The organism is Staphylococcus sp. B1(2026), assembly GCF_058895785.1.
In genome coordinates this window covers 1-19481 of sequence record NZ_JBZXTS010000025.1, presented here as the reverse complement: position 1 = coordinate 19481, position 19481 = coordinate 1, and the positions used below count along the sequence as shown (strand labels likewise).

Annotated in this window: 15 protein-coding genes; 7 read left to right on the top strand and 8 right to left on the bottom strand. The window is 29.3% G+C overall.

Annotated elements, in window-relative coordinates:
* The first annotated feature begins 122 nt into the window (after positions 1-122).
* Together AC5EAH_RS05335 and AC5EAH_RS05330 are read left to right on the top strand one after the other, a co-directional pair.
* Positions 123-1799, top strand: a complete 1677-nt coding sequence (locus AC5EAH_RS05335; protein WP_493493732.1) for a ribonuclease J — start codon at positions 123-125, stop codon at positions 1797-1799.
* Positions 1800-1888: 89 nt separating this feature from the next.
* Entirely contained in the window at positions 1889-4357 is a 2469-nt protein-coding gene (locus AC5EAH_RS05330; protein WP_493493731.1) for a DNA translocase FtsK, read from the top strand.
* Positions 4358-4401: 44 nt separating this feature from the next.
* On the opposite strand, the gene AC5EAH_RS05325 is transcribed toward AC5EAH_RS05330, so the two are convergent.
* A complete protein-coding gene (locus AC5EAH_RS05325) occupies positions 4402-4899 on the bottom strand; it encodes a cupin domain-containing protein (protein WP_493493730.1) in 498 nt (165 codons plus the stop codon).
* Positions 4900-5043: 144 nt separating this feature from the next.
* Between AC5EAH_RS05325 and AC5EAH_RS05320 the strand changes: the two genes are divergently transcribed.
* Positions 5044-8934, top strand: a complete 3891-nt coding sequence (locus AC5EAH_RS05320; protein WP_493493729.1) for a pneumococcal-type histidine triad protein — start codon at positions 5044-5046, stop codon at positions 8932-8934.
* Between the two features lie 28 nt (positions 8935-8962).
* On the opposite strand, the gene AC5EAH_RS05315 is transcribed toward AC5EAH_RS05320, so the two are convergent.
* Positions 8963-9859, bottom strand: coding sequence for a glycerophosphodiester phosphodiesterase family protein (locus tag AC5EAH_RS05315; protein ID WP_493493728.1), 897 nt, complete (start codon positions 9857-9859; stop codon positions 8963-8965).
* 128 nt (positions 9860-9987) lie between these two features.
* Between AC5EAH_RS05315 and xerS the strand changes: the two genes are divergently transcribed.
* On the top strand, positions 9988-11085 hold the full coding sequence (gene xerS, locus AC5EAH_RS05310; protein WP_493493727.1) for a tyrosine recombinase XerS: 1098 nt from the start codon (positions 9988-9990) through the stop codon (positions 11083-11085).
* Positions 11086-11136: 51 nt separating this feature from the next.
* Here xerS and AC5EAH_RS05305 read toward each other — a convergent pair whose 3' ends face one another.
* The 5 genes from AC5EAH_RS05305 to cls all read right to left on the bottom strand — a co-directional run bounded on the left by AC5EAH_RS05305 (position 11137) and on the right by cls (position 15643).
* On the bottom strand, positions 11137-12111 hold the full coding sequence (locus AC5EAH_RS05305) for a rhomboid family intramembrane serine protease (protein WP_493493726.1): 975 nt from the start codon (positions 12109-12111) through the stop codon (positions 11137-11139).
* A gap of 15 nt (positions 12112-12126) precedes the next feature.
* Positions 12127-12540 (bottom strand): sporulation protein, encoded by a 414-nt coding sequence (locus AC5EAH_RS05300; RefSeq protein ID WP_493493725.1) that lies wholly within the window; start codon positions 12538-12540, stop codon positions 12127-12129.
* Positions 12541-12552: 12 nt separating this feature from the next.
* Positions 12553-12738 (bottom strand): 2-hydroxymuconate tautomerase, encoded by a 186-nt coding sequence (thmT, locus tag AC5EAH_RS05295; RefSeq protein WP_493493724.1) that lies wholly within the window; start codon positions 12736-12738, stop codon positions 12553-12555.
* Positions 12739-12791: 53 nt separating this feature from the next.
* On the bottom strand, positions 12792-14006 hold the full coding sequence (locus AC5EAH_RS05290) for a M16 family metallopeptidase (protein ID WP_493493723.1): 1215 nt from the start codon (positions 14004-14006) through the stop codon (positions 12792-12794).
* Between the two features lie 83 nt (positions 14007-14089).
* Positions 14090-15643 carry a cardiolipin synthase gene (gene cls / locus AC5EAH_RS05285; RefSeq protein WP_493493722.1) on the bottom strand — a complete coding sequence of 518 codons (1554 nt, stop codon included), beginning with the start codon at positions 15641-15643 and terminating at the stop codon, positions 14090-14092.
* Between the two features lie 152 nt (positions 15644-15795).
* On the opposite strand from cls, the gene AC5EAH_RS05280 reads away from it, so the two are divergent.
* Genes AC5EAH_RS05280 through AC5EAH_RS05270 form a run of 3 tightly spaced genes read left to right on the top strand, consistent with a single transcriptional unit; the run spans position 15796 to position 18556 of the window.
* Entirely contained in the window at positions 15796-16620 is an 825-nt protein-coding gene (locus tag AC5EAH_RS05280; RefSeq protein WP_493493721.1) for an alpha/beta hydrolase, read from the top strand.
* An 18-nt stretch (positions 16621-16638) separates the two neighbouring features.
* A complete protein-coding gene (locus AC5EAH_RS05275) occupies positions 16639-17379 on the top strand; it encodes an esterase family protein (RefSeq protein WP_493493720.1) in 741 nt (246 codons plus the stop codon).
* Positions 17380-17392: 13 nt separating this feature from the next.
* Complete coding sequence (locus AC5EAH_RS05270) at positions 17393-18556, top strand: ATP-grasp domain-containing protein (RefSeq protein ID WP_493493719.1); 1164 nt, start codon at positions 17393-17395, stop codon at positions 18554-18556.
* A 16-nt stretch (positions 18557-18572) separates the two neighbouring features.
* On the opposite strand, the gene srtB is transcribed toward AC5EAH_RS05270, so the two are convergent.
* Positions 18573-19382: a class B sortase, LPKTxAVK-specific gene (gene srtB / locus AC5EAH_RS05265; RefSeq protein WP_493493718.1), complete on the bottom strand. Its 810-nt coding sequence runs from the start codon at positions 19380-19382 to the stop codon at positions 18573-18575.
* Between the last annotated feature and the right edge of the window lie 99 nt (positions 19383-19481).

The following is a 19481-nucleotide window of genomic DNA, read 5'->3' as shown; positions in this document are numbered from 1 at the left end:
TAGGCTACATCGCAATTAATTCTCAAAATATTTCAGTTGTGAACGTTGCTATAATTTTATATAATAGAATAAGTGAACTTGTACGGAAGACAATAATAATAAAAAAATTATCGGAGGAACTAATGAATTTAGTAAAGAAAAAAAATAATAATGTTAAAATTATCCCATTAGGTGGGGTTGGCGAAATCGCTAAAAATATGTATGTTATCGAAATAGATGACGAAATGATTATGTTAGACGCAGGATTAATGTTTCCTGAAACAGAGATGTTAGGTATTGATGTGGTAATTCCTAATGTCCAATATGTCATTGATAATAAAGAACGTTTAAAAGGTATTTTTTTAACACATGGTCATGATGATGCAATTGGTGCATTGCCTTATATTATTAATCATTTTGATTGTCCCATTTATGGTTCTAAATTAACAATTGAGTTAGTTAAAAAACGTTTCGAAGAAAAAGAGATTAATAAATCCTTAAAATATTATTATGTTCATAATAATTCAATTATGCGTTTTAAAAATATGAACATTACATTTTTCAAAACGACACATTCAATTCCAGATTCATTAGGTATTTGCATTCATACTTCTTTTGGTGCAATTGTTTATACTGGTGAGTTTAAATTTGATCAATCATTAACAGGTGCTTATCAATCAGATATTGGTAAAATGGCATCTATAGGTAAGCAAGGTGTTTTTTGTCTATTAAGTGATTCAACTGAAGCCGAAAAATCAGGTTATAATATTCCAGAATTTGAAGTTGCTAATGTTATTAATGAAGTATTTTATAAAGCAAAAGGGCGTATTATTGCGTCATGTTATGCTTCAAACTTTATTTCAATTCAACAACTTATTGATGCGGCTTCACAAACGAATCGAAAAGTTGCATTTTTAGGTAAAAATTTAATGTCTGCAGTGAATGTTGCACGAGAATTAGGTTATTTTGAAATTCCTGAGGGTGTAATTATTGATAATATTGAAGATGTTGTTAATTATCCTGATAATGAGATTTGTATTATTGCGACAGGTAAACAAGGTGAGCCTATTGAAGCATTAAAACAAATGGCATTAAATAAACATAAATACATTAATGTGAAAAAAGGTGACACTGTTTTTGTTGCAACAACACCTTCACCTAACATGGAAGTTATCTTGTATAAAACATATAATTTATTAGTTAAAGCAGGTGCTAAATTAATTACAACTAATAAAAAATTACATGCTTCAAGTCATGCGCAGCAAGAAGAATTAAAGATGATGTTAAACTTAATGAAACCTAAATATTTTATTCCAATACAAGGTGAATACCGTCATCAAATTGCACATGCTAAATTAGCAGTGGATACAGGTGTTAATAGCGAAGATATTTTCATATTAGAAAAAGGTGATATTGTCGAAACAACTGATAAAGGTTTTGAAGTGACAGGTCATGTCATAGCAGATAATGTATTAATTGATGGTATCGGTGTTGGAGATGTCGGAAATATCGTGCTTCGTGATCGTCGAATTTTATCTGAAGATGGTATTTTCATTGTAGTTGTAACTTTAGATACTAAAAACCGTCGTATTGCTGCAGGTCCACAAATTCAATCTCGAGGTTTTGTTTATGTTCGAGAAAGTGAAGACTTATTAAAAGAAGCTGAGCAACACGTTCAAGAAATTATTGAGAGTGCTTTAATGCAAAGACGTATTGAATGGGCTGAAATGAAACAAGATATTCGCGATGATTTAGCAAGATTATTGTATGAAAACACGAAGCGACGCCCAATGATTATTCCAATTATTACAGAAATTTAACGATATGCTATAGATGGAGTGGCAGTATGATATTAATAATATATCTAGCTACCGCTCCTCATTTATTTATAATTTAGGTAGGTAAAATAATGGCTTCTACTAAAAAAAAGCGCAAAAAATCAACTCATCGTCGCACCAAAAAGCAAATGCCACAGTTTAATTTTAAATCTAGTGTTATTGCTATTGTATTTATTATTTTAATTTTATTTTCATGGTTGCGTTTTGGTATTATTGGCACAGCCATTGACACAACTATTCGCTATTTAATTGGAATTGCAGTCATTCCTGTTTATTTATTACTAATTATCACAGCTATTTTGTTTGGTATCAATTTTAATCGAACAATTAATAGTGCTCGCAGTTTAACAGGTGCTTTATTTATTTGTATAGCCATTCCAGTTTTATTACAATGCTACTATGGTGAGATAACTGAATATACTTGGTCTGAAATTTATTATTCATCAGTAAATGATAATGTAATTAATAATATAGGTGGTTTTATTGGGTTATATATTTATTTATTTGGTAAAAATTTAATTGCTGTCCCAGGGTTAATTATTGTGTCGTTATTACTATTGATTATTGGTGTTACATTTATTCTAAATAAAAAAGTGTCGCATCTTGCTGATTGGCTATTGTATAAAATTGTAGATATAGCCAAAAGTACCTTTATCAAAACGCAAACAACACATCAAAAATTAAAAGAAGCTAGTCAGCAAAAAAAAGAAGCAAAAGAAATTGAAATAAGTGTTGAAGAAGATATAACAACAGTAGCACACCCAAGTGTATTTGAAAAAATAAAAAATAAATTTTCAAATCTGTTTTTAGAAACAGTAGAGACAGCTGAACCAACAAAATCAGAGAATACATTAGATTATCTTTATCAAGAAGAACCAACCATTGATTTAGGGGAACCACACTATGAACCACCGCGTCGTAATAGACGTCCACCACGAACAAATGAAACGCCACCTAAACCAATACTACCTAAAAATACTCAGCAAAAATATTATGATGAAGCGCATTTTTCCGAAGAAGATTTAAAAGATATTAAAGTTGAAACAGCTGAACATTATAATGAAAATAGTCAACCTAAAAAAGTAAAAGTAGGTTTCTTTGATCAACTAAAAGCCAACGATAACTATCGTTTACCTAGTTATGATTTATTAGCTAATCCAGTGAAAATTCGTTCTAATATCGAAGATACAGTAAAGCAAAAAGGTAAGCTATTAGAAGCTACATTACGTAATTTTGGGGTTGATGCAAAAGTATCTCATATTCGTGTTGGTCCAGCTGTTACACAATATGAAATTCAACCAGCTATCGGTGTTAAAGTGAGTAAAGTCGTTAATTTAAACAATGATATTGCCCTAGCGCTTGCAGCAAAAGATATACGTATCGAAGCTCCAATTCCAGGTAAATCTGCTATTGGCATAGAAGTACCAAATGATAAAATAAAAATGGTTACATTAAAAGAAGTTTTAGAGTTTGGTAATAATCAACCAGAAAATAAATTATTAGTTGCATTTGGTAAAAATATTTCTGGTGAACCGGTTTTAGCAGAATTAAATAAAATGCCGCATTTATTAGTCGCAGGTTCAACGGGTAGTGGTAAATCAGTATGTATTAATGGTATTATCGTAAGTTTACTTATGAGAGCTAAACCCCATGAAGTGAAAATGTTAATGATTGACCCGAAAATGGTGGAGTTAAGTATGTATAATGGTATTCCACATTTATTAACGCCTGTTGTTACAAATCCACACAAAGCTGCGAATGCTTTACAAAAAATTGTATTAGAAATGGAACGTCGTTATAAATTATTTAGTGAATCGTCAACAAGAAATATTGAAGGTTATAACAAATATGTACAACGTTACAATAAAGAAAATAAATCAGAAGAACCATTAGCAAAAATGCCTTATATTGTAGTCATTGTAGATGAATTAGCAGATTTAATGGTCGTTGCATCCAAAGATGTAGAAGAAAATATTATGCGTTTAGCACAAATGGCTAGGGCCGCAGGTATTCATTTAATTATTGCAACACAAAGACCTTCTGTAGATGTTATTACAGGGATTATTAAAGCTAATATTCCATCAAGAGTTGCTTTTGCAGTAAGTTCTGCAACAGATTCTCGTACAATATTAGATATGAGTGGTGCTGAAAAATTATTGGGACGTGGTGATATGTTGTTTGCACCTTATGGTTCTAATAAACCTGTTCGAGTTCAAGGTGCATTTTTATCGGATGAAGAAGTTGAAAATATCGTAGATTTTGTTAAAAGAGAACAAGAAGTTGAATACGATCCTAATATGACACCGAGTGATGAACCAAGTAATTCGGTCGGCCAATCTTCATCAACGGACGCTTTATATGAAGATGTTTTATATTTTGTGAGACAACAACAAAAAGCTAGTGCATCTTTATTACAAAGACGTTTTAAAATAGGCTATAATAGAGCAGCTAGAATTATAGATGAATTAGAAGCTGATGGTGTGATTGGACCACAAGATGGTTCTAAACCAAGACAAGTATATTTAGACAAATATGAATAAAAAAGGTTTAAAATTATGAAATAATATCATAATGTTAAACCTTTTTATTTTGGCAATGTTTCAAAAGCTAATTTTTTTATAATTTTTTCATGCTGTGGATAGTTATTTAATAATTGTTGTTGTGTGAATAATTCAAAATCTTGATAATCAAAAGCTGGTGAAACCATGCAACTAACAATTGCAAATGCATTAACATCATTACTATCAATAGAAGAACCAAAAATGACATTTTTTGGTACTGTGTATTGTAAATAATCTGTATCACCTGAACCTAATGTTATTTGTTGATAGTTACCATGTTCATCAATCATATGCACAGTTAAAGGATGACCATAATGGAAATACCAAATTTCATCAGATTTTAATCGATGAAAATGTGATGGATTTTGTTGACTTAATAAAAATAAAATAGATGATGATAGTGCACGTTGACGACCATCAGATAAAGTTATTTGTGTATCATTTAAGTAGAGTTGTTTATAATAACCACCTTCTTGATGTGGGATTAAATTAAGACGCTGTATCCATTTATTCATTGTCATACTTTCTAAACTCCTTTTATTTTGAATTATATCATGTTCATCGTAATTTTCATATAATTTCTAATAAATCGTAACAATTACTATTTACAAATAATTGAAGATGGTATATAATCGTAAAGAATACGATTTGAAAGGGAAGATAATATGAAGTTAAACGGAAAGAAGAGTAAGTTAATTAGTTTAGGATGTATTACACTATTAAGTTTATCAGCTTGTCAAAGTGCTGTAGAACCTAATGCTTCAACATCAAAAGAAACTAAGAGCGAAGCAATGAGTTATTCGACAGATTATCAAAGTAGTATCGTTATTACAGAAATTTTAGAAGATGGTTATGTTGCTTCTCATGGCGACCATTCTCATGTAGAAAAAGGAAAGATTCCATATTTCGCTTTTATTTTAGATAAATTAGTTTATCAAAATAAAGAGTATCAATTGAATAAAAATGATATTCAATATGAATTAGAACAAGGTTACATTATTAAAATTAAGGATAAACTCTACTATTACCCAAAAACTAATGTAAAACAAACTTGTATTGTGAATGAAAAGCAAGCGAAAGATATTGCTAAAAATGGACATCATCATCACCATCATCATGGTAAAAAAGAAGATAATTATAGTTTTAAAGCAAAAGATATTGTTAGCGAAACAGATGATGCTTATGTCGTAAAACATGGTGATCATTTCCATTATATCTTGAAAAAAGATTTAACTGCTGCACAATTGGCCGAAGCTAAAAAACAACAAATTGCTTCTGAGGCAACAACAAACTCATCTGAAGGTATTACTACTAAAACAAATGATGGTTATATTTTTAAAGGTGAACAAGATATTATTGCAAGAACTGCAGATGGCTTAGTTGTTAAACATAATGACCATCAACATTTTATTTATTATTCTCAATTAAAAGGAACACAGTGGGAATATTTAGTACCAACATCTTCAAATGAACTAACTAATAGTTCATCAATCACATTCCCAGCACAAACAAATCCAAATCAAAAGTATGCTGGTATTCATTATGAAACATCAGATCATTTTATATTTGATGGCACACATATTGCAGAATATTTAGATTCAGGTTTGGTTGTTAATCATGGTGAGCATTCGCATTTTATTCCTTATTATCAATTACAAGGAACACGTTGGTCTTATTTAATACCTAAAGTTCAAAATGAAACAATCTCTAACGATAAACAAACATCTGCACAAAAAAATGTTATATCAAGCAAAACAAACACATCAGATTTAGCACAAAAAATTGCTTATGTTGCGAAAGAAATGCACATTGATCCAAGTACTATTAGAGTTGAAGGGGATACACTTATTGCACCACATAGTGATCATTTCCATACATATAAAATTACTGAACTTGATGTAACACAACCATTATTTAAAAAACATCATCATGGTCATCATAAGNGTGATCATTTCCATACATATAAAATTACTGAACTTGATGTAACACAACCATTATTTAAAAAACATCATCATGGTCATCATAAGGAAACACCATCTGTAGAACAATCGACACATCATGAAGAAACACCATCAGTCGAATCATCACAACATAATGATAATATCGCACAAAAAATTGCTTATGTTGCACAATCACTTAATATTGATCCAGCAACAATTCGCATTGAAGGTGATCGTTTAATTTATCCACACGGTGATCATTCTCATGAAATGTTATTATCTGAAATAGATATTACACAACCTATTAATGATCCACATGCTTCACAGAAAACAGGTATTAACACTTTAAAAGCATTAGGGTTTGATGATGATATTATTCATGATATTTTACATGCAGTAGCGGATACCGATTTCCCAGCACAAGAATCTAATCCTGAAAAGATGAAAGCATGGTTAAAAACTGTTAGAAGCTTAAATATTGGACAAAATAAAGATCCATTAACACGTAAAGGTTTAGAATTAATGCCAAATATTGAAATATTAGGTATTGGTTTTACACCAATTAAAGATATTACACCAGTTTATCAATTTAAACATTTAAAACAATTATACATGACAAAAACAGGTGTGACAGATTATTCATTTATTGAAAATATACCAACGTTAGAAGGAATTGATATTTCTCAAAATGGTATTAAAGATATTTCATTTTTAGCGAAATACCCTCAATTAAAAGTATTAGCAGCAGCAGGTAATGATATTACTGATATTAGTGTGTTATCACAGTTACCACAATTAGAATCTTTAAACTTAGATTTTAATCAAATTAAAGATATTTCAGCCTTAAATACATTAACAAATTTAAGAGCAGTAAGTTTAGAAAACAATCATTTAACTAATATTTCAGCTTTAAGTAATAAGCCACAATTAGAAAGATTATTTGTTTCTAATAATCCTGGTATCGAATTATTGAGCCTTAAAGCACCTGCATTAACAAATTTAGTTGTTCATAACAGCGAAGTTCAAGATTTATCATTTGTAAAAAATATGCCTAAATTAGAGGCTTTAGCTGCTGATAATAATAAAATTAATCAATTATTACCATTGGCTAATGCACTTAGCTTAAGAAATGTTTCATTAAATCATAATGAAGTAGATGGTGTAAATGTTGCTAATCATTATATCGAACATTTAGAATTAGCAAATAATAAATTAATCAATTTAGATGGCTTAAATAAATTAAGTGGTTTAACTTATTTAAATGTAGATAATAACGCGATTGCATCATTAAATATTACAGATACACAAACTAATTTACAGGAATTATTAATTAAAAATAATTTCTTGAATAATTTAGAAGGTATTAATCAATTTAGTGGTTTACAAAGTATTTCAGCACCACATAATTACATTAAAACATTAAGTTTAACAACACCAAATCAAATTTTAAAATATATTGATGTGAGTTATAATAATATTCCACAAGAAGAATTAGCAATTAATTCTGAAACTAATATACCTCAAGCAATTGAAACTAATTTTAAACAAGTACAAGGTGGCGCAATTAATAATAATGCGCCATTAGTAAGAGAAGAAGTGATTCAAAGTTTACAACAATTACAAGAAGAAATTACGCAGAAAGCTAACACTCAACAAATTCCACAAGATATTGCTGAAAAACTTAAAAAAGAAGCTTATCTTGCTGAATTAGATCTTACATATGCAATGGATACGCGTGATATTAAAACACAAATGGTACATAAAGAATTACTTAAAATTCAAGATGAATTAAATAAAACTGTACAACAGGTTGCAGATGGAACATTGACTGTAGTAACACCAGAAGTTGCCTCTACACCTCAAACAGATGATACACATGCAACTCATCATACATTATTTGATTTAGAACATATTGTATCAGAAGATGAAAATGGTTTTGTCATTGATCATGGCGATCATACACATTATATTTTAAAATCAGATTTAACTGCTGAACAAATTCAGCAAGCACAAAATAAATTAAACGCATCAACAACAACACCTGAGATAACAACTGAAGAATTAAATAATAAAATCAATTATTTAGCATTATTCTACGGTATTGATGCAAGTAGTATTACTGTTGACAATAATCAAGCAATTTTCACTTATAATGGCGTCACTAAACAAGAAAATTTATCAGAAGTGACTGTACCAGTTATGTCAGAAGATTTAGCAGGGGATTTTGAAAGAGAATTAACTGCATTCGCTAATAATATTCAGCAGGATGTACAATCCATTGCAATTCAAGATGGTCAATTTGTGATTAATCACGGCGATCATTCACATCGTTATAAAATTAGTAGTCCTGGATGGCGTTACTATCAAAGAATAGATACACCTACAATTCCTAAAGTGTCGGGTGAAGTAGATGATGCAATTGTCTTAGAACGTGTGTATCAATTAGAAAATTTAATTAAAGAAAGATTTGCTAATGATCCGACAAAACAAAGACAATTATTAAATTGGTTAACTGATTTTAAAGAAAATTCTTTACCTTGGCGTGTAACATCAACAGAAGGGTATCTTCAAGCATTACAAGATTTTGAAAATACACATATTAATGTAGCAAATTAAAATATAACTAGCACCGATAAGGTGCTAGTTATATTTTTTTATTATTTCTTAAAGCTATTGCAATATCTGGTCTATCTGTAACAATCATATTTGCACCTTGACAAACTAATTCTTGCATTTCATCTGCAGTATTAATTGTCCAATAACCTACAATCAGTTGTTTTTGACGTAATAAATTAATAAATTTTGGATGTGTTAAATTAATACCGTATTGTTGTGTAGGAATTTGATAAGTTAGACAATGTGGTTGGTAATATTTCCCTAAATGCAATACTGATAAAATATAACCTTTAGCAACTTCTAATACACCGGCACCTACCGCAAATTGACCTTTAGAAAGTTGATAAAAATTCTCAATTTGTTGTTGATAGAAACTTGTAATTAAGACACGATGTTGCACATTTAATTTCATTAATAATTGATAAAGTAAAGTGGGGAAGATTTGTCCTTTTTCACTTTTTGGATGAGGTTTAATATCCATATTAATAGTTACATTAGGATATTTTAATAATAATTGTTCTAATGTAAGAATAGTCAAACCTTTATTACGATAAGGAAATTGACCTTGATCATCCATAAAATGATAACCGAAATCCATTTGTTGTAATTGTGACAAAGTGTAATCGAATACAAAACCTTTGTATGGCGTAACATGATCAATTATATCATCATGCATTACAACAATGTGATTATCCTTAGTTAAATGAATATCAATTTCAAAACCATCTACATTCAGTGCATATGCAATATCAAAAGCAGCTGTTGTAGATTCTGGTGCTAAATCAGCACCGCCACGATGTGCTAAAATATAAGTTTGTTGACCTTGGTAAACAGTTGGTCCAGTGTAAGATTTTTGTCGACTCAACCAATAACCTAAACCTAAAAGTCCAGATCCAATTAGACAACATGTTTTAAATAATGACATAAAATAACTCCTTAAATAGTATAGAGATATTATAACATATTATAGTAGTCATAGAGGATGATTTATGTTATAATTCAATTATTCGCATAATACAGGTTTTACGAATAATTGACAAGGAGAAATAATATATGGATAAGCAACGCTTATATCACCAACAAAAATTAGAAAAATTATTAGTCGGTTTACCTAGCTATATTATTGATTATTTTGATAGCTATATGGAAATTTTATCACCATTAACTTTATGTCGTTATGCTGAAGTCTATCATTCATTTTTATCTTGGTTAATTCAAGAACATTTAACTACAGTTAATATCATTGAACAAATTGATACAGTAACATTAGAACATTTATCTAAAAAAGATGTTGAAAACTATTTTAAATATTTATCACGCCAGTATATTGGTAATACTGTTCAACAACGTCGTCGTAGTGATACAACGATTAATAATTATAAATCAGCATTACGGGCATTGTTTAAATTTCTTACAGTGGATAGTGAAACCGACGATGGTTCACCCTACTTTGATCGTAATGTAATGTCTAAAATTACCGTTAGACGTATTAAAGAAACATTTTCTAAACGTTCACGTCGTATGAGCGAAAAAATCTTTACTGATAATGACGATATTGATTTTTTAAATTATATCAAAAACGATTACGAGCAAACATTATCAGGCAAACAATTAAGTTATTTTTTACGTGATAAAGCTAGAGATATTGCTATATTAACTTTATTTCTACGCTCAGGTATTCGTGTGAATGAATTATCAAATCTTACTTTAGATAATATTGATTATGTGAATGAAGAAATTTCAGTGATTCGTAAAGGTAATCGACCTGACGTAGTTATTATTAGTCATCAAGCGATTGAAATGTTAGAAAATTATATTGCTGTACGTGAACAACAATATAAAGTATCAGCAACTAACCCATATGTTTTTGTTTCTAAATCAACCGCTCAAAAAAATCAACCATTATCTATTCGTGCCATTCAAAATATAGTAAAGAAATATACATCGGCCTATAATATACCTATGTCACCACATAAATTACGCCATAGTTACGGTACTAAGTTAGCTGAAAGAACAAATGGTAATGTACCATTAATTATGGCACAATTAGGTCATGCCACATCAGAAACTTCATTACTTTATATTAATGAAGGGAAAAAGAAAATTAAAGAAGCAACGCAATCAATAGATGATAAAGAAGCTTCAGAATAATAATAGAAATCACACATAGACTATCATGATAGATATGTTATGTGTGATTTATTATTGTTTAGGATTTAAAATTCTTAACATTGTCATGATAATAAAACCACTAATAAAGCCTACAAAATGTGCAACATGACTAACATTACCTAAAGCATAGCCAAAAATTGTAATACCAAGCATGGTTGCTAGCATGTCTCGAGATAATTTCGTATGTTTAAAATGTTTATCCACTAAACTAATGTATAATGTGGCACCAATAAAACCACAAATTGCCCCAGAAGCGCCAATAAATAAATATTCAGGTGATTGATAAGCTGAAATAATATTAGCAATTATACCTGATGTAAAAAATAAAATTAACCATTGTATTTTACTTATTAGTTGTTCTATAAAACGTCCCATAGACATTAAAGCAAAGGCATTAAATAACAAATGTAAAATATCATCGTGAATAAATATTGATGTGATTATACGATAATATTCATCATGATTCGCTATAGCTATATAATTTGTAGCACCAAGCAAAATAATCCAATCAACATGAGCAGTCAGTGTGATAAGACATTGCACAATGAAAACTAACACAATAGCGATTGTTACAAAATAAGTTGCTGGATATCTCATAATATTGATTTTATCGTATATTTCTGGTTGTGTAATTTTTTTAATATAATTCGTCTTGTTGTTAATTTGTAATTTTTTATGAGTAATATTGAATAATTCCGCAATCATTAAAAGAGAACCTTGTATGATGTGAATCTTATATTGGTTGTCTTCTAGTATATCATTTGTTGGTATATTATTATTAATAAAATAATAATAGCCTTCACTATAAGTACTTTGTTGATTTAAATTTAAATGTGTATGTAGTAACTCATCATTTATAATTTGATGCTCTGAATTATCGAAATAGTAATAATGTGTTTTATCAGTTAATATTACTCTATCATTACGTGTATCTATAGCATTCAATTCATATTTTCCAGAGACTAATAATTCATAAATAAATTTCCAAAATTGTTGCGAATTCATTATTTCTCCTTTATTTTATGCAATGATATTAATAATATCTTCATCTTCAGCATCAGTTGTATTATTAATAAATACATGTGTTTGTAGTAATAATGAACGGTGTCGAGTTGTCACAGGTAAAGGTTCGTCTATTATCATACTAAAAGGTACATTTTTACTTTCATTACCTTTTAATGTGTATATATTAGGAATAACTAATTCATGTAACACGGTATCAACATAATCAAAATCACTGTCGTGTCTTTCAATTTTTTCGCGTTTAAATAATGTTAAATAAATTTTTTCGATATGTTCAGTCGTACTGCCACCTTGTAAACGAATAACACCTTCAATAATTTCTGTATTATGATATTGTGGTTTTGATAGTATAGTATCTACTTTTACAGCACCTATACCAATTGTTGTTAGTAAATGTTTCCATAGAGACATATTATCACTCCCTTACTTATCTTTTCTTAATATACCGCCTTGACCTAAATTTTCTGGTTTTAAATCTTCAATGGTAATCCAAACGGCTTCTTTTGGTACATTAATTGTTGTGGCTACTGTTTCAGTTATGTTTTTTATCAATTCTCTTTTTTGTTCTACGGTACGTCCTTCAACGATTTTAATATTAATAATAGGCATAATATCCTCCTTTAATCTGTTATCATTTTATCATAAATTATTTAATTTGTCGTTTACTTTTTAAGATGAACTTGTGAATAAGGTTGTGTTAAAATTTCTGATATTAAATGATTAATATCTTGTACGGTCGTATTTTCTATCGCACGTTCCCATGCAGTTGTTAAAATAATATCACCGCAATACATATATTCTCGACCATAATCCATCATTTTTCCTTTACTACTTTCTTGTGAAATATAATGATGTGTCAGTAATTGTACTTTGGCATCACGTAATTCATCATCGGTAATACCGTGACTAATTAAATCTTGATTAATCGTTAAAATATGTTGAATGACTTGCGGCATATTTTGTTCATCACATGCGGCATAAACTGATAAAATGCCTTCTTGTCGACTATAATCATGACTTGAATTAATAGTGTAAACTAAACCATGTTCTTCTCTAATCACTTGAAATAGTCTAGAAGAAACCGCATCACCATAAATAATATTAAATAATTCCATAGCATAATAACGTGAATCATTGACTGCTAAGCCATTCCAAGATAATAATAAGTGACTTTGCTCAATTTCTTTTTTATGAATGACATGTTGACCAGGTGCAAATACACTAGTTTCTTGATGAGACAATTGATTGTCCGACATTTGATGTCCAAAAATATTTTCTAAATGTGTTAAAATTTCATCATTATAATCTCCACATAGTGCAATTGTCATATTTTTAGCGTGATAAAATTGTGACATAAATGTAACTAAATCCTGACGTGTGAAACTATTAATAGTTTCGACTGTACCTAAAATATTGTAACCTAAAGATTGTTCAGGATAAATTAAAGCTTGTGATTGATCTAATAATAATTCCTCTACACTATCTTCAGTCATTTTAAGTTCTTCTAAAATAACCTTTTTTTCTTTATTAATATCTGCTTCTGTCAATTGACTATTTAACATCATATCACCTAATAATCTAATAGCTTGTTTGGCATAACGTTTTAAAGTTGTTAAATAGTACACTGTATATTCTCTTGTTGTATAAGCATTGATATCACCACCGATACGATCAAAAGCTTGTGCTAATTCTTTGGCACTATAATTATATGTGCCTTTAAATAACATATGTTCGATAAAATGCGTAATACCCATTTTTTCAAGGGGTTCATCTCTACTTCCTACCTTAATAAAAATACCTATACTAAAAATTTCACTTTGATTAGTAATTGCGACAGTTTGACAACCATTTGAATATTCATATATTTCTATGCTCATAATACCTCCATAAATTGAATTCATGTAAAACATTATAACATAAATATAAAGTAGGAAGCGATAGCTGACGATCACTTCCTACTTTATAATAATGGTGCAAAAACTTTTAAAACAGCACCAGCAATTTTTTGATATATAGGTATAGTTTTTAAATAATCTAAAGTAATTAATTCACATGCTGTAAATGTATCGCAGAAATCTTTCTCTATATCTTTAATTACTTGATGTTTATATAAGTAAATAGCACATTCAAAATTTAAATAAAGACTTCGAAAATCCATATTAATCGTACCAACAACTGCAGAAGTCGTATCTTTTAAAACGACTTTCGAATGTATGAAACCTGGCGTAAAATGATAAATTTTAACACCGGCTTGAATAAGTGATTCATAATATGTTAAAGCCACATAATGTACCATTTTTTTATCAAAAATATTAGGCATAATAATACGTACATCCACACCACGTTTAGCCGCATAAATAAATGCTTCAAATAATTGATCATCTAAAATTAAATAAGGTGTCATGACATAAATACGTTCATGTGCTGAGTTAATCATATTCATATAAACACGTTTAGCTACAATTTCATCATTCAAAGGTGTTTCATTATAAGGTAATACATATCCTTGATGAGATATTTTCAAATTTTTAGTGTCACTTAATTGAATATATTTATCGTATTCATTCTCTTCTTTTTGGCTTCCCATCACATGCCACATTTGTAAAAACATAACTGTGAAATTTTTAACAGCATCTCCTGTTATCATCATGGCAGCATCTTTCCAAAAACCAAATCTTTGTTTTTTATTAATGTATTCATCTGCTAAATTGACACCACCGGTAAAAGCTTTAACACCATCTATGATAGCAATTTTTCGATGATCACGATTATTTTGATGCGATGATATTGCAGGAATAATTTGAGAAAACACCCTACATTGAATACCGTAACTTTCTAATTCTTTATAATAATTATAAGGTAGTAAATAAAATGAACATGTTCCGTCATATAAGAATCGTACTTCAACGCCCTCTTTCACTTTTTCTTTTAATATATCTAAAATAGTTGACCACATATAACCATATTCAACAATATAATATTCCATAAAAATAAATTTCTCAGCACTTTTTAATGCTTCAATTAAGTTGTCGAATTTTTCTTGCCCACTAGAAAAATAATGTGCATCTGTATAACTATGAATAGGCATGCCACCATAATTACTCATATAAGATAAAAATTTATATTTATCTGCATTATTTTCTTTAATATCCATAAGTAGCTTAGGCTGTGCTTGACTATATTTTCTTGATAAAGCCAATTGTTTTCTGTAATTTTTAATATATTTACGTGTTTCTAATTTTGTTTGCATAAAAACATAAAATAAAGCACCAAATATTGGTAAAATAGCTACAAAAATAATCCATAATAATTTGAAACTACTATTTATTCTTTTATTTAAAATAAATGTAATGATAATAAGTGCTAATACTGTAGAAATTGTGTAAGCATAAGGTAGCTTATCTCTCATGGATAAATATATGTACAATAGAAATGATGCTTGTAGAACAAGTAAGGTAATAACTATAAATGTTCTGCTAAATACAACTTTCCATAACTTATGAAAATTAATCATCACTACGCCTCCTTCTCTATAGTATAACAACTATTATCATTAATTTAAATAGTATAAATTATATTATTGATATTTATTATTCTGAATTAATTGATTTTTCTAACAATTTTGTGTATTATTATAATATTATTAATGTTAGAAAGGAATTTATTATGAATCCATCCTATTTTTATCTAGATATGATAACGTACGAATTGACAGTCCCCTATTCTCAACAACATCGACGCATTCGTGTTTTACTACCAAAACATTATCATACTAATGATTCAACACATTATCCTGTAGTTTATATGCATGATGGACAAAATGTTTTTCATAGTAGCGAAGCTTTTAGTGGTCATTCATGGAAAGTTATTCACACTTTGAAAAAAAATCCTGATTTGCCAGAAATGATTATTGTTGGTATAGACAATGACAATGATAATCGTATGAATGAATATGCCCCATGGAAATTAACAACAATTTTACCCAAAAACCTACCACTAGGTGGTAAAGGTATTGAATATAGTGATTTTGTTATGAATGTTGTTAAACCTTTTATTGATAATACATATCGTACTAAATCAGATAAATCATTTACTGCAATGATTGGTAGCTCTTTAGGTGCAAATATTAGTCAATTTATGGGCATCAGATATCAAGATAAAATTGGATGTTTAGGCATATTTTCTTCAGCTAATTGGTTAAATCATGATCAATTTGCAAGATTTATTTCGCGTCACAATTTATCTCAGGATCAAAGAATTTTTATTCAAGTTGGCACACAAGAAGGTGATGATACAGATCGTTCATTAACTTATGCAAATGTTAAACAAGCGTACATAGATGAATCACTTGACTATTATCAACAATTATTACGTGCAGGTGTTTCATTAGATAATATTAAGCTGATTATTGCAGCTGATGCACAACATAATGAAGAAGCTTGGGCGCAATATTTACCTGATTGTTTAAGATTTTTAAGTGAAAACTGGTAATTTGAGGAGGACAATATTATGCACGTAGAATTTTTAAGTCATTGGAGTGGCGAATTACAGAGAGAAATGAAATTAAATCGTTATGGTAATCGGGGGTTACCTATTGTTGTTTTTGCTTCGTCAGGTGGAAGTTATAATGAATATGCTGATTTCGGAATGATTGATGCTTGTCGATGGTTTATTGAACAAGGTAAAGTACAATTTTTCACATTAAGCAGTATTGATATGGAAAGTTGGTTAAGTCCATGGAAATCAGGACATGATCGTGCAGAAATGCACCGTGCCTATGAACGCTATGTTATTCATGAAGCTATTCCTTATATTAAACATCTAACAAATTGGTTTGATCCAATGATGACAACCGGTTGTAGTATGGGCGCTTATCATGCTTTAAATTTCTATTTACAACATCCAGATGTTTTTCAAAAAGTTGTGGCTTTAAGTGGTGTCTATGATGCTAGATTCTTCTGTGGTGAATATGGACAGGATGAAGCTATTTATCAAAATTCTCCTAGTGATTATATTTGGCATCAAAATGATAGCTGGTTTATCGATAAGTATCGTCAATCAGATATTATTGTGTGCACAGGTTTAGGCTCATGGGAACATGATGGTTTACCATCATTTTATAAATTAAAAGAAGCTTTTGAAACTAAAAATATTTCAGCTTGGTTTGATGTTTGGGGTCAAGATGTTGCCCATGATTGGGAATGGTGGCGTCGTCAAATGCCTTATTATCTTGACAAATTAAATTTATAGGAGGACTTTTGATATGAATTATATTGTTATTTCACCTTTTTATCCTGAAAATTTTCAATCTTTTACACTGGCTTTAAAAGCACAAGGTGTCAATCTTTTTGGTATAGGTCAAGAACCTTATGATCAATTGAGTGATGATTTAAAATCAGCATTAACTGAATATTTTAGAGTTAATGATTTAGAAGATATTGATGAAGTAAAACGTGCCGTTGCCTTTTTATTTTATAAACATGGTCCTATTGATTATTTAGAATCATTAAATGAATATTGGTTAGAGAATGATGCTTTGTTAAGAGAACAATTTAATATTCCTGGAATTAAACCAAAAGACCTAAAGAAAACAAAATTGAAATCAGAAATGAAGAAACAATTTATTAAAGCAGGTGTTCCAGTAGTTAAAGGAAAAGTTGTAAAAAAAGTATCAGATGTATCTAAAGTAGTCAAAGAATTAAAATTACCATTATTTGCTAAGCCTGATAATGGTGTTGGTGCAGCAGATGCTTTTAAATTATTAACAAAACAAGATGTTGAAGATTTCAAAGCTAATTGGGATGGTAAAACACCTTATATATTAGAAAAATTTGTAGATAGTAAAAAAATATGCAGTTATGATGGATTGATAGATGCCGAAGGTCGCATTATTTTTGAGGCGAGTTTTATTTATAACGATACACCTTTCAATTTATTAGCTAATAAAGATGTTTTTGCTTTATGCGTACAAAAAGAAATTGAACCTAAATTACGTCAATATGGTCAAAATATTGTAAAACAATTTAAATATCGTTCAAGATTTTTCCATATAGAATTTTTTATGACTGATAATGATTACATTGTTATCGAGTATAATAACCGTCCTCCAGGTGGTTTTGGTTTAGATGTATATAATTATGTACATTCAATTGATACTTATAAATATTATGCACAAGTGATTACACAACAAGCTATCGAAAGCTGTCAGACACAAAATCATGGTTTATCTATCGCTCGTCGAGATAATGAATCTTATGCTCATTCAAATGAAGATATTTACAATAAATATGGTAATTATGTTAAAGCTAAACTTCGTATGCCTGAAGCATTTTCAGCATTACAAGGTGATGATGTTTATATTTTAACTGCAGATAGTCAAAAACAAGTACAAGAAATGTTACACTTTATTTCAAAGACAAAAAACTAGGCCTAAGGCCTAGTTTTTATCTTTGTGGTACATATGCTAATTCAGCTTCGTGTTGCTCTAAGAAAGTCTTAATTTCTGAATTAGGAATTTGTCGTAAATAAACATTCATACGAATTGTTTCATCTTCTTCACGACATGTTGATAAAACAAGATATTTATCTTTTTCGTTTGGTTTAACTTCATCGTTGATCACTTGTGCTTCTTTACGTAATGATTGAATTTGAGTAAAGAAATCATGATCATCTGTAAAGTCTGTTCGATAAAAGGCTGTTGTTTCAGGAACAATAATTGCAAATGCAAATTCATAATAGAATTTTCTAGCTGGTGTTTCAACTACAACATATTTGTGTTGTAACATGAAGTCTTCTTTATCATAAAAATTAACATCATTAAACATTCTATGATCACTTACTTTACTACCACGTGCGTGCCCAAATAACCATGTTAATTTGTCTGAAAAATTCTTATGGTTATCAGCATCTAAAAATACTGTACCTAAAAATGGTTCGTTATTACCTTCGAAAGTTTTATCTAAATAAGTTGCATTATCAGATGTTTGAACAATTGGTTCATCTAATTGCGTATTAGGAATATAGATATAACCTACTGTTTCTTTGTTTGTTTCTAATAATGGTTCAAATCTTTCTTTTAGATATTGTTTTTCTTCTTCAGAAATTTGATAATTATTATCTTCAGCATTTTGTGCTTGTTGAGAAGCCGAATCAGTATTTGGTTTTACTTCAGCGCCAGTTTGACCACAAGCAACTAATCCAATTGATAATAAAACAGCATTAAAATACAATAAACCTTTTTTCAGTGCTTTCATTATATCAACCTCATAATTCATATTTTACTATAATATACCATGAAAAATGGTATATTGACAATATAAAACATTATGGAATTAATTGCGATGTAGCCTATT

Bases quoted from the DNA above. Each gene is read 5' to 3' on its own strand.
- AC5EAH_RS05335 (WP_493493732.1), top strand. From the start codon at position 123: ATGAATTTAGTAAAGAAAAAAAATAATAATGTTAAAATTATCCCATTA.
- srtB (WP_493493718.1), bottom strand. From the start codon at position 19,382: ATGAAAGCACTGAAAAAAGGTTTATTGTATTTTAATGCTGTTTTATTA.
- AC5EAH_RS05300 (WP_493493725.1), bottom strand. From the start codon at position 12,540: ATGTCTCTATGGAAACATTTACTAACAACAATTGGTATAGGTGCTGTA.
- AC5EAH_RS05325 (WP_493493730.1), bottom strand. From the start codon at position 4,899: ATGACAATGAATAAATGGATACAGCGTCTTAATTTAATCCCACATCAA.
- AC5EAH_RS05270 (WP_493493719.1), top strand. From the start codon at position 17,393: ATGAATTATATTGTTATTTCACCTTTTTATCCTGAAAATTTTCAATCT.
- cls (WP_493493722.1), bottom strand. From the start codon at position 15,643: ATGATTAATTTTCATAAGTTATGGAAAGTTGTATTTAGCAGAACATTT.
- xerS (WP_493493727.1), top strand. From the start codon at position 9,988: ATGGATAAGCAACGCTTATATCACCAACAAAAATTAGAAAAATTATTA.
- AC5EAH_RS05330 (WP_493493731.1), top strand. From the start codon at position 1,889: ATGGCTTCTACTAAAAAAAAGCGCAAAAAATCAACTCATCGTCGCACC.
- AC5EAH_RS05290 (WP_493493723.1), bottom strand. From the start codon at position 14,006: ATGAGCATAGAAATATATGAATATTCAAATGGTTGTCAAACTGTCGCA.
- AC5EAH_RS05275 (WP_493493720.1), top strand. From the start codon at position 16,639: ATGCACGTAGAATTTTTAAGTCATTGGAGTGGCGAATTACAGAGAGAA.
- AC5EAH_RS05280 (WP_493493721.1), top strand. From the start codon at position 15,796: ATGAATCCATCCTATTTTTATCTAGATATGATAACGTACGAATTGACA.
- thmT (WP_493493724.1), bottom strand. From the start codon at position 12,738: ATGCCTATTATTAATATTAAAATCGTTGAAGGACGTACCGTAGAACAA.
- AC5EAH_RS05315 (WP_493493728.1), bottom strand. From the start codon at position 9,859: ATGTCATTATTTAAAACATGTTGTCTAATTGGATCTGGACTTTTAGGT.
- AC5EAH_RS05305 (WP_493493726.1), bottom strand. From the start codon at position 12,111: ATGAATTCGCAACAATTTTGGAAATTTATTTATGAATTATTAGTCTCT.